Raw genomic sequence first — 12562 nt, forward strand, 5'->3', positions numbered from 1 at the left:
GCATAGGACGGGTCTAGTTCCCGCCCTTCCTGATGTTGCCCTGCGTAATAAGGCGAGCGCTGCGCTGTCCGCTGACATAGATCCACAACCAGCTCAGCGCGACGGCAAGACGATTGCGCAGTCCGATCAGGAAGAAGATGTGAGCGATACCCCACATCCACCAGGCGATGCGGCCCTTCAACTTGATCCAGCCGAAATCGACAATGGCTGCGCGCTTCCCAATCGTGGCGAGGTTGCCCGCGTTCCTATACGCGAACGGCGCACCTGGGCTGCCACCCTTCAGCCGCGCTCGAATCACCTCCGCGACATAGTGCCCCTCCTGCTTGGCCGCCGGTGCCACGCCAGGTATCAGCTTTCCATCCGCCGTTTCAACATGCGCGGCATCGCCAATCACAAAGATGTTCGGATGTCCCGGCACCGTCAGGTCAGGCTGCACAAGAACCCGGCCTGCACGATCTGCCGGTGTATGCAGCCACTCCGCGGCGGGCGAAGCAGCTACTCCCGCTGCCCAGATGATGGTCTTTGCGGCAAGGAATTCGCCGTCAAGCTCGACTCCGCCTTCTCCGCACTTTGAAACCGCGCGCCCCAGTTTGATCTCGACTCCGAGCCGCGTCAGCGCCCGTTGCGCATAGCCCGACAGATCTTCGCTGAAACTGGAGAGGATGCGAGGTCCGGCTTCGATAAGAACAACCCTCGCGCTTCTTGTATCGAAATTGCGAAAGTCACCTCTCAACGTGTCGCGCGCGAGCTCGGCGATGGTGCCTGCAAGTTCGACACCGGTCGGCCCTGCGCCAACAACGACAAAGGTCAGAAATTTTGCACGCTCTGCCGCGTCCGTCTCCCACTCGGCCTGCTCAAACGCGGACAGAATACGCCGCCTGATTTTGGTGGCGTCTTCCAGCGTCTTGAGCCCGGGTGCATATGGCTCCCATTCGTCGTGACCGAAGTAGGCATGGCGGGCCCCGGTCGCCAAAATCAGGACATCAAAAGCGATCGGCTCCTCGCCGTCCAGCATCACCTGCTTCGCCTCGACGTTCACGCCGGCGACACTCCCGAGCAGCGTCGTGACATTCTCCTGCCTGCGGACAAGATGACGGACAGGCCAGGCGATTTCCGAGGTGGCGAGCGTTGCGGTGGCGACCTGGTAAAGCAGCGGCTGAAACAGATGATGGTTGCGCTGGTCAACGATCGTGATGCGCACAGGTGCGTCGGCAAGACCCCGCGTTGCCTCAAGCCCGCCGAAGCCGGCTCCGACGATGACGACATGGGGACGGGAGGGATCAACAGCCATCTGACCGGCCATGTATCACCATCCTCTCCACAATGAGCCACGCAATCATTTTTTTGCCGTCACAAGCGCAACAGCCGCCTCGGCTGTCAATTGCCGAAACGTGAAGGTTTCCTGCAAATAGAGATCAACAACTGAGCTGGAATGGCTGAGATAACCAATGGAGAAGTCCTGACCGATATCCAGTTCGAAGTCCCCACCGCGCGTGGTGAGCACGAACCCGCCCTCAATGGCAGGCGCCCAGATGATCCCGCCATCCACCACACGCTCGATATGATGAAAGACCGGATACCCATCGTCGCTTCCGCCGGACACGGCTGCGTATGCGCCCGCCCCAAGCACAAGTGCATATGGTCCATCGCAGCCCGCGAGGCGCAATTGGCTGACGGCTTGCGCCACAGCGTCCGGATAGCCCTTTACGCTGCCCGGAAGTGTCACAACGGCATTGCTGCTGCCTTCGCGGATGCCTTGAATTCCGGCCGCAGCATATCCATTGAAAACGGAGCGATCTTCGGCAAATGCGATCTTCCTCGCCGCCTCCTTGACGGGCGACCAGTCCGAATCCGTTGCACCGCGCTCTACGTCATCGATCGCCTGTCGCGTAAGTTCGAACGGGACACGTAACTCAACGAGCGCCCTTACCTCGCGTTGCGTGGTCTGGATTCCCTCGCCAGGCGCCGGGATCTGCTTGACATGACCTGTCCCGACCGCGGAAAAATCGAATCCTTTCGGGCCGACAACGTCAACGACACGGCGTGCTGCCAGATGACGCTTGAGGGTGCGGGACGCCTCCTGCTCGATTTGCTCCCATGCTCCCTCCGAAACGGGCGCGAGGTGCCGATAGAGATTATTCATGTCCAGCCTCTTTCTTCAGGGATCCTATACCGAGTGAGCCATCGCCAGGACGAGCATCCGATTTTAGCCGAGGCTCAGGAGCCTCTTTCGTCCCGCCCTTCGCAACTGGCTGCGCCTCGGCACCAACGTCGTCCAGAAACGTCGCTGTCGGCACAAAGAACAGAGATCCTGTTACCGCACGGCTGAAATCAAGCAGACGGTCATAAGTGCCCGGCGGGTTACCGACAAACATGTTTTCCAGCATCTTCTCGATGCGATGAGGCGACCGCGCGTAACCGATGAAATAGGTGCCGAATTCGCCCTTGCCCACCTCGCCGAACGGCATGTTGTCGCGCAGGATCTGAAGCTGCTCACCGTTCTCTTCGATCGAGGTCAGAACATTGTGCGCATAGGGTTTCTTCATGGAGTCGGGTTGTTCGATATCGGACAGCTTGTGCCGGCCGATGATGTTCTCCTGCTCCTCGACGGGCACCTTGTTCCATCGCTCCACGTCGTGAAGGTATTTCTGCACGATCACATAGCTGCCCCCGGAAAAGGCGGTGTCCTCATCGCCGACAAGGGCGGCCAGTTCGGCAGCCTGTCCCACCGGGTTTTCAGTCCCGTCAACGAAACCGATCAGATCGCGGTCGTCGAAAAACTTGAAGCCGTGCACCTCGTCCACGGCGGCGACCGCACCGGCGAGCCGCGACATAATGTGCGTTGCCAGTTCGAAGCACAAATCCATGCTCGCCGCACGAATGTGAAAGAGGATGTCGCCAGCCGTCGAAACGGCGGTGTGCACACCACGAATTTCACGAAAGGGATGCAGGTCCTTTGGTCTCGGCGTTCCGAACAGCCGGTCCCAGGCGTCGGAGCCAAACCCCATGATACAGGACAACTGTCCGTTCAAATCGCGAAATCCCACACCGCGCAGCAGGCTGGAAAGATCGCCGCACAGACCGCGAACGGCCTCTTCAGAAGATGGCCCCGGATTGATCGTCACGACAAGGAAGATTGCCGCACGCGTAAGCCCGACAGCGACCGACTGGGACACGGGAGGCGGCAAATTTGAAACCATACTCGATCCGTTCGATGCCATTTGCAACACATCGCCAGTTCATCGAACGGCGCGCAAAAGTGCAAGTCACATCGTATCCGCGCCAAGCACGCGACGCCAGAATATTGGGTCCATCGCTGCCAATCGCGGCGAACCTCGATGCGCCGCGCTCTTGGAAGAACAAACCGGATCGCGCCACCGGCTAATCCATGTCCCGAAAGGCGTGTCCGGAAGCTGCTACGCCCTCTATGACGCTCGGAGGAAGCAGGTCTTGTGCAGCACTGCCATCAAAAACCCAATCAGCCTTGTCGGCGAGATCCGGAAGATTTGTCCCTTTGCGCACGTAGAGGCCGATGGCTGGCTTTTTCGCGTTAATGTAGAGATCATACTGTTGCATCGAGGTGACTTTCCTAATTGGCACACCAAAACGGAAATGCGATGGGTCGAAGACGAGCGGCCCGCGTGACTGCCTCGAGGAATCCATCACAGCCTGACGGGCCGACCCGACGACTCCTCCTCCAGAGTTACGGCAATGTCCGCATTCGCGGACAGGCGCACCTTGTCCCCTTCTACGCCGGCGACAAACCCCCTCTCGATGTAATGATGATGCCCCTCGTGCTTCCCGAAGCTGTCACTTCTTTTGAGCTTGATGCGATCACCTTCGACGCGATCAACTGTACCGACGTGGACACCATCAGCGCCGATGACTTCCATGTTTTCCTTGATCTGATCTTTCATCACAACGTCCTCCTCATTGAGTTAGCGTGCATTGAAAATCATCCCCCAAGAAACGCGGGCACCAAGTCTTCCTCAACAATGATCTGCGCAGCCTGGGGCGTCTGGTTGCTGCCCACGAGATCGAGGCGTGTCGCCGCCTCAAACAATAGAGCGCGAACATCATCTGGCGAGAGGACATTCTTCGCGACAAGCTTGCGCACCAACGCCTGCAGGATGAGGGAGTCGATTTCGCCGTGTCCCAGCGTGGCCAATCTTCCGCTCATTTTGGATCTCCCGGCTTAGCTCGCAGCTTCGGTGACTAGCCTGCGCTGCAAATCTCGCACCTAAGGTGAGGACTTCTGAATCTCCCGTTGCAACTCCGCGAACGCGCGGCGCAGTCCGTGAAGCTGATCCATCAGATGAAGAATGACGTCGATACCCTCGTCGTTTGCTCCCAGATCGTTTTTCAGATCATGGATAAGATGGGCACGAGCAACGTCGACATCGGAGAACTGAACGCCCGCGGCGGTTTCTTCGGGAATGATCCACTGCTGATCCAGCCAAATATCCAGCGTCTGTGCCTGGAGACCCGAATAAGACAGAAACTCCTGCTTGTTCATGACGTCCTGTCCTCACGTGGATTGAACTCCCTGCCCTTCTCCCAATTCGAGACAAATGCCTCGAGTTCGGGGTCCGGCGATTTAGGCAAAACCACCTTCAGCTTCACGAACTGATCGCCTTGGCCGCCGCCGCGACGGGGGGCGCCTTTCCCTCTCAGCCGCAAGGTCGTTCCGGTATTCGAACCTTTTGGCACTGACATCGACACATCGCCTGTCGGCGTCGGGACGCGAATCCGCCCTCCGAGTACGGCCTCGGATAGGGAGACGGGTAATTCTATAGATATGTCGTCCCCCTCGCGTGTGAAGCGCCGATCAGGCACGACTTCGACCTCGATCAAGGCATCGCCGGGCTCACCCTTGCCGGTGCCTGGCGCTCCCTTGCCTTTCAGGCGCAAGACCTGTCCATCCACCAAACCCGGCGGAATTTTCACGTCGAGCGAGCCGCCGTCCGGCAGCGTCAGGCGCTTGTTTGCACCCGTAATCGAATCCGTAAAATCGATTAGCAAGGTGTAGTGCAGATCACGTCCACGCCGGTTCGCCCGCGCTCTTTGGCCCCTTCTCAGGAGTTCAGCGAACGCGTCGTCAGTGTCCATGTAATCGGAAAAACCGGAACTGTCCGCGTAATGATGCCCCTCGTCCGAGGTTGCAAAATCCCGATAATAATGGTGCTGCGGGCGTTCCGCCCCGGTTGCATCGACCTCGCCACTATCAAAGCGCTTCCGTTTCTCTGCATCGCTGAGAAGATCATATGCGCCGGCGACTTCCTTGAACTTTTCTTCGGCTGATTTGTCGCCCGGATTCAGGTCCGGATGCAGCTTCTTCGCCAGTTTTCGATAAGCCTTCTGGATATCCGCAGAAGAAGCCGTCGGGGAAACGTCAAGAACCTCGTACGGATTTCTCACGACCGTCTCCCGGAGCACGTTGGCCTGCCTGGAAATCCGAGAATACGAACTAACGTCACGACGTCGCAACGTATTTCGCATTGCTGAAGATCGTATCGCTCCGCTGGATGCCCAAAGGCGGCTCAACCGCGCGGGCGGCGATGCTTCAATCCTGCCGATGCTCTACGGCGTCCGCTAGAAGAACATAAATTCCGAAATGGAATGCAAGCTTGAGCGCGAATTTCTGACTTCGGGATCAGATATCCTGCTCCGATCCAATCGCAGGAAATCGGCTCCCATGAACCTGACACTTAAGGCAAAATCTGGTTCCCCTGCCTCATACTTTTCATCGTACGGCCTTGGTGTGGTCAAAGCTCGATGCCTCCCTGTGCACGGACAAACCAGAATGTCCGCCACGCATCGCCACGGAGAGCCCATGCAATTCAAGTTGCAAGACGCGGATTCACAAATCGACGATCCGCACGACGTCATCGTGGCGCAGCTCCGTGACCTAGCACCACGTCTTGCGCCCGATCCATCCGGACTCAACGTTCCGTCTCCAGTATCCCCCGAACCGGCAGCTGAACCATTGCTCCGTGCAGATCCATTGAATGACAACACCGCTGCCATCCGCAATCTGACACCACGCACGGGGGGCCGTCGCGGCACCATCCTGGTCATCGTCTGCGCGGGTATCGCTGTAGCTGCAGCCTGGTATTCCTATGGGGGAGAAGCGAGGCAGAGAGTTTCGGATCTGGTGCTGCAACTTATTCCAGGCGCGGTCGCTCCGGCGCAAAGCGCCGCTGAACCGCAAAACACGGCGCCTCAAGCCGCCGCGTCCCAACCGGCCGCCGATCCAGCTCCCGCGCAGGAGGCAGCGGAGACCGCACCGACGCCACAGCCGGCGACGGCTCCCGCCACAGCGGCGGTGGACGCACCTCCTGCGCAGGGCGTGGTTCCTCCCGAGATTACGCAGTCGATCGAATCGATGACGCGTGAAATCGCTTCGCTGAAGCAAACAGTCGAGCAATTGCAGGCCGGTCAGGCGCAGCTAAGCCGCGACGTCGCCAAAGCCACGGAGCACGAAGCGCGCCGCAAGCTCACCACGCAAGCATCGAAGCCAGCGCCGCCGCGACCTCAGCGTGCACCCGCCGTAGCCCAGCAAAGTCCCGCGCCGTATTCACCGCCAACCTACTCGCAACGGCAACCTTACCCGCAGGGCACTGCACAGCGCGAAGCCTACATTCCGCCACCAGCGCCTACGCAGCTTCCGCCGCAACCCGGCGACACCAGCGTTCCGCGGCCGCCAATGCCGCTGCGGTAATCGGCCAGCACTCAGCTGACGATCTTGTCGGACCACGACGCGACCGCCTTACCGAGGGTCTTCAAATGATCGGCTGCTGAAAAGCCCGATACACTCTTTCGCGGCTTCAAATCGTGATCGCCGTCTTCCAGCCAGAGGATGTCGATGCTCTTCGACAACCCGTACGACCGGACCTCTTCCCGAGAGCCAAACTCATCGCGTGTCCCCTGCACAATCAGGGTTGGCGTTCTAATCTCAGCAAGATGCTGGGTCCGTAGCTGGTCGGGTTTACCCGGCGGGTGGAACGGATAACCCAGACAAAGAAGAGCTGAGATTCGCCGGGACGCATAAAGCTCATCGCTGACCATGCTCGCGACGCGGCCACCCATGGACTTGCCGCCGATGATCAGCGGCCCTTTCACATCGAGCGCATCAATCGCAGCGACGAACTCCGGCTTCAGCTTGTCGGCGCGCGGGGGCGGCTTTCGGCCAACGGACGTGCGGCGGCTCGCCATATAATCGAATTCGAAGCGCGCAACGCGAAAACCGGATTCAGCCAGGATCTTCGCCATCGCCGTCATGGCGGCTGAATCCATCGCCGCGCCGGCGCCGTGCGCAAGAAGAAGCGTGAATTTGGCATGCTCCGGCCCATCCATCAGGAACATGATCGCCATCCTTTCGTCCCGTTATATCGTGAGCAACAGAGGTGCGACAACTGCGGTCGAAGTCGGCATAGCTCATCCACAGATCCATTTTCCTTCGCAATGGGGTTGATGAATCGCCGATCTGTGGTCCATAAGCCGTTTCCGCGGTCACGATTCACGAACGCGGTTTCTCGCTAAGGAAGACACTGCGTGGCAAAGACAATATCTCAACGGATCGCCGAAGAACTTGATGTACGCGAACAACAGGTCGAGGCCGCAGTTGCGCTGCTGGATGGCGGCGCCACCGTTCCTTTTATCGCGCGCTACCGCAAGGAAGCCACCGGCGCGCTCGACGACGCGCAGTTGCGAACGCTGGAAGAGCGATTGAACTATCTCCGCGAGCTTGAAGACCGCCGTGTCACCATCCTCAACTCGGTTCGCGAACAGGGCAAGCTCGACGCGGCGCTTGAAGCTGCCATTCTCGCCGCGGACAGCAAAGGCCGCCTTGAGGACATCTATCTGCCGTTCAAGCCAAAGCGCCGCACCAAGGCGGAAATCGCCAAGGAGGCTGGGCTTGAGCCGCTCGCAGACTTGCTGCTCACACAGCCGCAGAACGACCCGCAAGTCGCCGCCCTGTCTTTCATTGATGCGGACAAACAGGTCGCGGACGCGGCGGCGGCGTTGGATGGCGCGCGTTCAATTCTAGTGGAGCGCTTTGCGGAAGACGCAGACCTGATCGGCGGCCTTCGCGAACACATGTGGTCGAATGGACTCCTCGCCTCGAAGCTGCGCGACGGCAAAAAGGAAGCCGGTGCCAAGTTCAGCGACTACTTCGACTTCAATGAACCCTTGAACAAGCTGCCATCGCATCGAATTCTTGCGATGTTTCGTGGCGAGAAGGAAGAAATACTCGATCTACAGATGCTCCCGGAGGCACCTGCCGCGACGCCTGCTGCCGTCAGCTCCTACGAATTCCGGATCATGCAGCGCTTCGCCATTGCGGACAAAGGACGCCCCGGCGACCGATGGCTGGCTGAAACGGTGCGCTGGGCGTGGCGCACCAAGATCCAGATGCATCTCAACATCGACCTGCGGATGCGGCTATGGACCGCCGCCGAACAGGAAGCGGTCCGCGTCTTCGCGTCAAACCTGCGGGATTTGCTGCTGGCGGCCCCGGCTGGTGCACGGGTTACCATGGGCCTCGATCCGGGGTATCGCACCGGCGTCAAGGTTGCCATTGTCGATGCAACCGGCAAGGTCGTCGCCACAACGGCAATCTTCCCGCATGAACCGCAGCGGCGCTGGGACGAGGCCCTCGCGATTCTCGGCAAGCTTGCGCGCGAGCATCGCGTCGAACTGATTGCAATCGGTAACGGCACGGCATCACGCGAAACCGACAAGCTCGCGACCGAACTTGTGAAGCTGCTTCCGGAGCTGAAGATGTCGAAGATCGTGGTGTCCGAAGCCGGCGCCTCGGTCTATTCGGCGTCCGCATTCGCGTCCGAGGAACTTCCGGGACTGGACGTGACGCTGCGTGGCGCCGTCTCGATTGCGCGGCGATTGCAGGACCCGCTGGCCGAACTCGTCAAAATCGATCCGAAATCGATTGGCGTCGGCCAGTATCAGCACGATCTCGGCGAAGCCAAGCTGTCCCGTTCGCTCGATGCGGTGGTCGAGGATTGCGTGAACGCGGTTGGTGTCGATGCAAACACTGCCTCGGCGCCGTTGCTGGCGCGTGTATCGGGTATCGGATCGGGGCTCGCGCAGAGCATCGTCCAGCATCGCGATGCGAATGGGCCGTTCCGGTCGCGCAAGGCGCTCAAGGATGTGCCGCGCCTCGGCCCGAAAGCGTTCGAACAGTGCGCAGGATTTCTGCGCATCACCAACGGTGAGGATCCGCTCGATGCATCCGGTGTCCACCCGGAAGCCTATCCCGTGGTCCGCCGAATTCTCGCCGCCACAAAGAGCGATATCAAGGCGCTGATCGGCAACGCCGAGATACTGCGGCAGGTCAAACCACAGTCGTTTGTCGATGACACATTCGGCCTGCCGACTGTGACCGATATTCTGCGCGAGCTGGAAAAGCCCGGCCGTGATCCGCGCCCAGCCTTCAAGGCCGCAGTCTTTAAGGATGGCGTCGAGAAAGTCAGCGACCTCAAGCCTGGCATGGTGCTGGAAGGTGCGGTCACAAACGTCGCCGCGTTTGGTGCGTTCGTGGACGTGGGCGTGCATCAGGACGGACTGGTGCACATTTCGGCTATGTCCAGGACCTTCATCAAGGATCCGCGAGAGGTCGTGAAGCCCGGCGATATCGTGCGCGTCAAGGTGCTGGAAGTTGACGTGCCGCGAAATCGGATTGCGCTGACGCTAAGGCTCGACGATGAACTCGGCGCAAAGCCAGATCGCAGGAACGAATCCCGGGCCGACACCCGGCCGTCTGCCAAAACGCCGGCCCCGCGCAAGGCGCCGCAACCCGCCTCGTCCGCCGGTGGGGCGATGGCCGAGGCGCTGCGCCGGGCGGCGGAGAAGGCACAAAAGCGATAGCGACGCCTGCGCAGTCACTTCAGCCGAGCTATATGATATTGCCTTGACGCTCCGTTTTTTGCCGCGGCTTTCGATGCCACGATCAAGATGTCTCAGTTGTTCACCGCCGGGCCACGCGTCGGCTGGGTTTTCAGCCCGCAGTGGACGGTCTACGCAACTGGCGGTTACGCACAGGCTTCCGTTTACTCCTCCTTCTTCGCCAAAGGCTTTCCTAATGCCGGGAACACGGTAGAGAGGCGACCGACCGGCTGGTACGCCGGCGGCGGCATCGACTACCTGATTACGAACTGGCTCTACGCGGGCGTGGAATATCGCCACATTGAACTCGATACCGAGATGCACAAGACAACTGCGATCCCGACCGTCGGCGCAGCGCGCTTTATTTCACCGAGCGTGGACCTTGTTCAATTCAGGCTTGGCCTCAAGTTTTCGGGTTTCTAGCCCTGCAAGCAGTAGACCGAATTCTCGACGGTTGGCCTTCGCTTACCCAGCAAGGACTTCACCCTCGCTGCATACGTCATTGACACGCTCCTTTTGAACGGAGTCGTCAGAATTTGTATGTCGCAGCGGCGCAGGCGCGAAATGTATGCGCGTCTACGGCCCGAATAGTTGGACACGCTGTCATTACAACCTTTGCGGCGCTCGGCCGTTTCATTGGCGAAACATTGGCGGAGAATGTCGTAGTTCGAATCCTGCTACCGGCGACGCAGTGTTGATCGCGCGTATGGAGCGATTTCAGTCCCACACATACAACCTGATGTGCAGCCATGGATGCCGGTCAAGGGCGCCCGTCGTCAGACCATCTTGCCGACAATCGTCGTCATGTCCGCAGCAGAGAAGGCTCGCAACGATTCGGTGCGTACGTTGCCGAGTGCGCCAAGACTCAAGCTAAGCGACATGGCGGAAGCCTCATCTGGCGCTTCGACGATTGTCACGACGTCATACCGTCCCTGCGTCCAGAAGATGTCCTTCACGGTCACTCCAAACGTCTTTGCTAATTGCTTGAAGGCATCTGCCCGCTTTGGAGACTCCTTAGCACTGCGGATTCCTTGATCGGTGAACTTGGCAAGCACGACATACGTTACCATGATCATCCTCCCTGGTTAGGACCCTATGCAACCCGGCTTGAGCGGTTCTCATAAATCTCAGCATAGCACAGTCACGCGGTGCAAACTTCAGTGCCAAAAATCCCCTTGGTATCAATGGTGTTATCATGAGAATGATGCAACCGGCTGACCACAACCTTCCGCTCGCCCACGGCGTTCGACGTCGGCTGACCTCGTGCGATCGTATCACTACCTGAGAAGAGCATCCGTTTTGGCGACATCGTCCAGAACTTCGGTGAGCCGATCCACCGCCCAGTCGACTTGTGACTCATCGATGATCAAGGGCGGAGCAAAGCGTATCGTGTTGCGGTGGGTATCCTTGGTCAACACACCCGCCCGCAACAGGCGCATGACCACGGCGCCCGCACTCGCCAAGTCGCGATCCAGTTCGACCCCGGCGAACAGGCCGCGGCCTCGCACATCGCGGATGATCGGGTTCTTGATCGAAGCGAGCCGATTGAGAAGATGGGCGCCGACAGTCGCAGCCCGCTCGATCAATCCCTCGTCAATCAGCGTTTCAAGAGCGGCCAATCCGACCGCAGCAGCGATCGGATTTCCACCGAACGTGCTGCCGTGATCTCCCGGTGTGAAAACCTTCATGACCTCGCGACGCGCGAGAAACAGCGACACTGGCAGAAGCCCGCCGCCGAGCGCCTTGCCGAGCATCAACCCGTCTGGCAAGACCCCCTCATGTTGACACGCCAGCAGTCGGCCGGTGCGTCCCAGGCCACTTTGGATCTCATCGCACAGCAGCAACACGTTGTTTGCCCGGCAGATGCGCTCGGCTTCCGCGAGGTAACCCGGCGGCGGCACGTTAATGCCGCCTTCCCCCTGTATCGGCTCGACTAGGAAGGCCGCTGTATTCGGTGTGATCGCGGCGCTTAGTGCAGCTGCGTTACCGAACGGAACGAGCCTGAAGCCGGGCGGGAATGGCCCAAAGCCATCACGATACTGGGCAACGGATGAAAAGCCGACGATGGAAATCGTCCGGCCGTGAAAATTGCCCTCTGCTGCAATGATCTCGGCCTGACCGTCTGGCACGCCCTTGACCTTGTAGGCCCATTTGCGCGCGGCCTTGAGTGCAGTCTCCACCGCTTCCGCGCCGCTGTTCATCGGCAGCGCCAGATCCACGCCGGTCAGGGTGCAGGCCCGCGCCAGAAAAGGCCCCAATCGATCACTGAAATATGCGCGCGATATCGTGTCGAGCTGCCTCGCTTGTTCGGTCAGTGCCTGAACGAGACGCGGATGGCAATGGCCGAAGCTGGCCGCCGAGTACGCCCCCATCATATCCATGTAGCGTCGTCCGCTCTCGTCCCACACGTAAATTCCGTTGCCGCGGACGATCGTAACCGGCAACGGCGCATAATTTCCTGCGCCGAAACGGGCTTCGAGGCTGGAGAGATCAGTCATGGTGCCACTCCCTTCAAACCCGGGCTGAAACACGTCGCGCAGCAACCGTTCGGCATGCCTCGAATGATCGCCCGACGGATTATGCAGGCGTCATCATGCGTGCCGGCGCCAGATGCCCGACCACCGAAATCTCATAGCAACGCGACACCATTGTGAGA

14 protein-coding genes are annotated in these 12562 nt (G+C 59.7%); 3 read left to right on the forward strand and 11 right to left on the reverse strand.

The window, feature by feature from the left end; genetic code table 11:
- Nucleotides 1–13 precede the first annotated feature (13 nt).
- The 8 genes from AC1Q67_RS05680 to AC1Q67_RS05715 all read right to left on the reverse strand — a co-directional run bounded on the left by AC1Q67_RS05680 (nt 14) and on the right by AC1Q67_RS05715 (nt 5418).
- Nucleotides 14–1303 carry an NAD(P)/FAD-dependent oxidoreductase gene (locus AC1Q67_RS05680; RefSeq protein ID WP_492234863.1) on the reverse strand — a complete coding sequence of 430 codons (1290 nt, stop codon included), beginning with the start codon at nt 1301–1303 and terminating at the stop codon, nt 14–16.
- A 33-nt stretch (nt 1304–1336) separates the two neighbouring features.
- Complete coding sequence (locus AC1Q67_RS05685; RefSeq protein ID WP_492234862.1) at nt 1337–2143, reverse strand: family 1 encapsulin nanocompartment shell protein; 807 nt, start codon at nt 2141–2143, stop codon at nt 1337–1339.
- Nucleotides 2136–3200 carry a Dyp-type peroxidase gene (locus tag AC1Q67_RS05690; RefSeq protein ID WP_492234861.1) on the reverse strand — a complete coding sequence of 355 codons (1065 nt, stop codon included), beginning with the start codon at nt 3198–3200 and terminating at the stop codon, nt 2136–2138. The genes AC1Q67_RS05685 and AC1Q67_RS05690 overlap by 8 nt, the downstream gene beginning before the upstream one ends.
- A 181-nt stretch (nt 3201–3381) precedes the next feature.
- Nucleotides 3382–3576, reverse strand: a complete 195-nt coding sequence (locus AC1Q67_RS05695; RefSeq protein WP_024576501.1) for a hypothetical protein — start codon at nt 3574–3576, stop codon at nt 3382–3384.
- Nucleotides 3577–3662: 86 nt separating this feature from the next.
- Nucleotides 3663–3917, reverse strand: a complete 255-nt coding sequence (locus AC1Q67_RS05700; RefSeq protein ID WP_492234860.1) for a DUF2171 domain-containing protein — start codon at nt 3915–3917, stop codon at nt 3663–3665.
- Nucleotides 3918–3955: 38 nt separating this feature from the next.
- Nucleotides 3956–4168, reverse strand: coding sequence for a hypothetical protein (locus tag AC1Q67_RS05705; protein WP_492238141.1), 213 nt, complete (start codon nt 4166–4168; stop codon nt 3956–3958).
- 72 nt (nt 4169–4240) lie between these two features.
- Complete coding sequence (locus AC1Q67_RS05710) at nt 4241–4516, reverse strand: chaperone modulator CbpM (RefSeq protein WP_024576504.1); 276 nt, start codon at nt 4514–4516, stop codon at nt 4241–4243.
- Entirely contained in the window at nt 4513–5418 is a 906-nt protein-coding gene (locus tag AC1Q67_RS05715) for a DnaJ C-terminal domain-containing protein (RefSeq protein WP_492234858.1), read from the reverse strand. Before AC1Q67_RS05715 ends, AC1Q67_RS05710 begins: the two co-directional genes overlap by 4 nt.
- Nucleotides 5419–5833: 415 nt before the next feature.
- On the opposite strand from AC1Q67_RS05715, the gene AC1Q67_RS05720 reads away from it, so the two are divergent.
- Nucleotides 5834–6721 carry a hypothetical protein gene (locus AC1Q67_RS05720; RefSeq protein ID WP_492234857.1) on the forward strand — a complete coding sequence of 296 codons (888 nt, stop codon included), beginning with the start codon at nt 5834–5836 and terminating at the stop codon, nt 6719–6721.
- 11 nt (nt 6722–6732) lie between these two features.
- Here the strand turns inward: AC1Q67_RS05720 and AC1Q67_RS05725 are convergent, their stop codons facing one another.
- Nucleotides 6733–7374: an alpha/beta hydrolase family protein gene (locus AC1Q67_RS05725; protein ID WP_492234856.1), complete on the reverse strand. Its 642-nt coding sequence runs from the start codon at nt 7372–7374 to the stop codon at nt 6733–6735.
- A gap of 180 nt (nt 7375–7554) precedes the next feature.
- Between AC1Q67_RS05725 and AC1Q67_RS05730 the strand changes: the two genes are divergently transcribed.
- Together AC1Q67_RS05730 and AC1Q67_RS05735 are read left to right on the forward strand one after the other, a co-directional pair.
- Nucleotides 7555–9888: a Tex family protein gene (locus tag AC1Q67_RS05730; RefSeq protein ID WP_492234855.1), complete on the forward strand. Its 2334-nt coding sequence runs from the start codon at nt 7555–7557 to the stop codon at nt 9886–9888.
- A gap of 87 nt (nt 9889–9975) precedes the next feature.
- A complete protein-coding gene (locus tag AC1Q67_RS05735; protein WP_492234854.1) occupies nt 9976–10329 on the forward strand; it encodes an outer membrane protein in 354 nt (117 codons plus the stop codon).
- 353 nt (nt 10330–10682) lie between these two features.
- Here the strand turns inward: AC1Q67_RS05735 and AC1Q67_RS05740 are convergent, their stop codons facing one another.
- Both AC1Q67_RS05740 and rocD read right to left on the reverse strand, forming a co-directional pair.
- Nucleotides 10683–10976 (reverse strand): GYD domain-containing protein, encoded by a 294-nt coding sequence (locus tag AC1Q67_RS05740; RefSeq protein WP_024576509.1) that lies wholly within the window; start codon nt 10974–10976, stop codon nt 10683–10685.
- A gap of 207 nt (nt 10977–11183) precedes the next feature.
- Nucleotides 11184–12404: an ornithine--oxo-acid transaminase gene (rocD, locus tag AC1Q67_RS05745; protein ID WP_492234853.1), complete on the reverse strand. Its 1221-nt coding sequence runs from the start codon at nt 12402–12404 to the stop codon at nt 11184–11186.
- Nucleotides 12405–12562 lie beyond the last annotated feature (158 nt).

Source organism: Afipia sp. GW823-FHT06G09 (genome assembly GCF_058794875.1).

What these genes read in the sequence shown, in the direction of transcription:
- rocD (WP_492234853.1), bottom strand. Translation starts at nt 12,404, where the DNA reads ATGACTGATCTCTCCAGCCTCGAAGCCCGTTTCGGCGCAGGAAATTAT.
- AC1Q67_RS05725 (WP_492234856.1), bottom strand. Translation starts at nt 7,374, where the DNA reads ATGGCGATCATGTTCCTGATGGATGGGCCGGAGCATGCCAAATTCACG.
- AC1Q67_RS05685 (WP_492234862.1), bottom strand. Translation starts at nt 2,143, where the DNA reads ATGAATAATCTCTATCGGCACCTCGCGCCCGTTTCGGAGGGAGCATGG.
- AC1Q67_RS05690 (WP_492234861.1), bottom strand. Translation starts at nt 3,200, where the DNA reads ATGGTTTCAAATTTGCCGCCTCCCGTGTCCCAGTCGGTCGCTGTCGGG.
- AC1Q67_RS05735 (WP_492234854.1), top strand. Translation starts at nt 9,976, where the DNA reads ATGTCTCAGTTGTTCACCGCCGGGCCACGCGTCGGCTGGGTTTTCAGC.
- AC1Q67_RS05720 (WP_492234857.1), top strand. Translation starts at nt 5,834, where the DNA reads ATGCAATTCAAGTTGCAAGACGCGGATTCACAAATCGACGATCCGCAC.
- AC1Q67_RS05680 (WP_492234863.1), bottom strand. Translation starts at nt 1,303, where the DNA reads ATGGCCGGTCAGATGGCTGTTGATCCCTCCCGTCCCCATGTCGTCATC.
- AC1Q67_RS05700 (WP_492234860.1), bottom strand. Translation starts at nt 3,917, where the DNA reads ATGAAAGATCAGATCAAGGAAAACATGGAAGTCATCGGCGCTGATGGT.
- AC1Q67_RS05695 (WP_024576501.1), bottom strand. Translation starts at nt 3,576, where the DNA reads ATGCAACAGTATGATCTCTACATTAACGCGAAAAAGCCAGCCATCGGC.
- AC1Q67_RS05740 (WP_024576509.1), bottom strand. Translation starts at nt 10,976, where the DNA reads ATGGTAACGTATGTCGTGCTTGCCAAGTTCACCGATCAAGGAATCCGC.
- AC1Q67_RS05710 (WP_024576504.1), bottom strand. Translation starts at nt 4,516, where the DNA reads ATGAACAAGCAGGAGTTTCTGTCTTATTCGGGTCTCCAGGCACAGACG.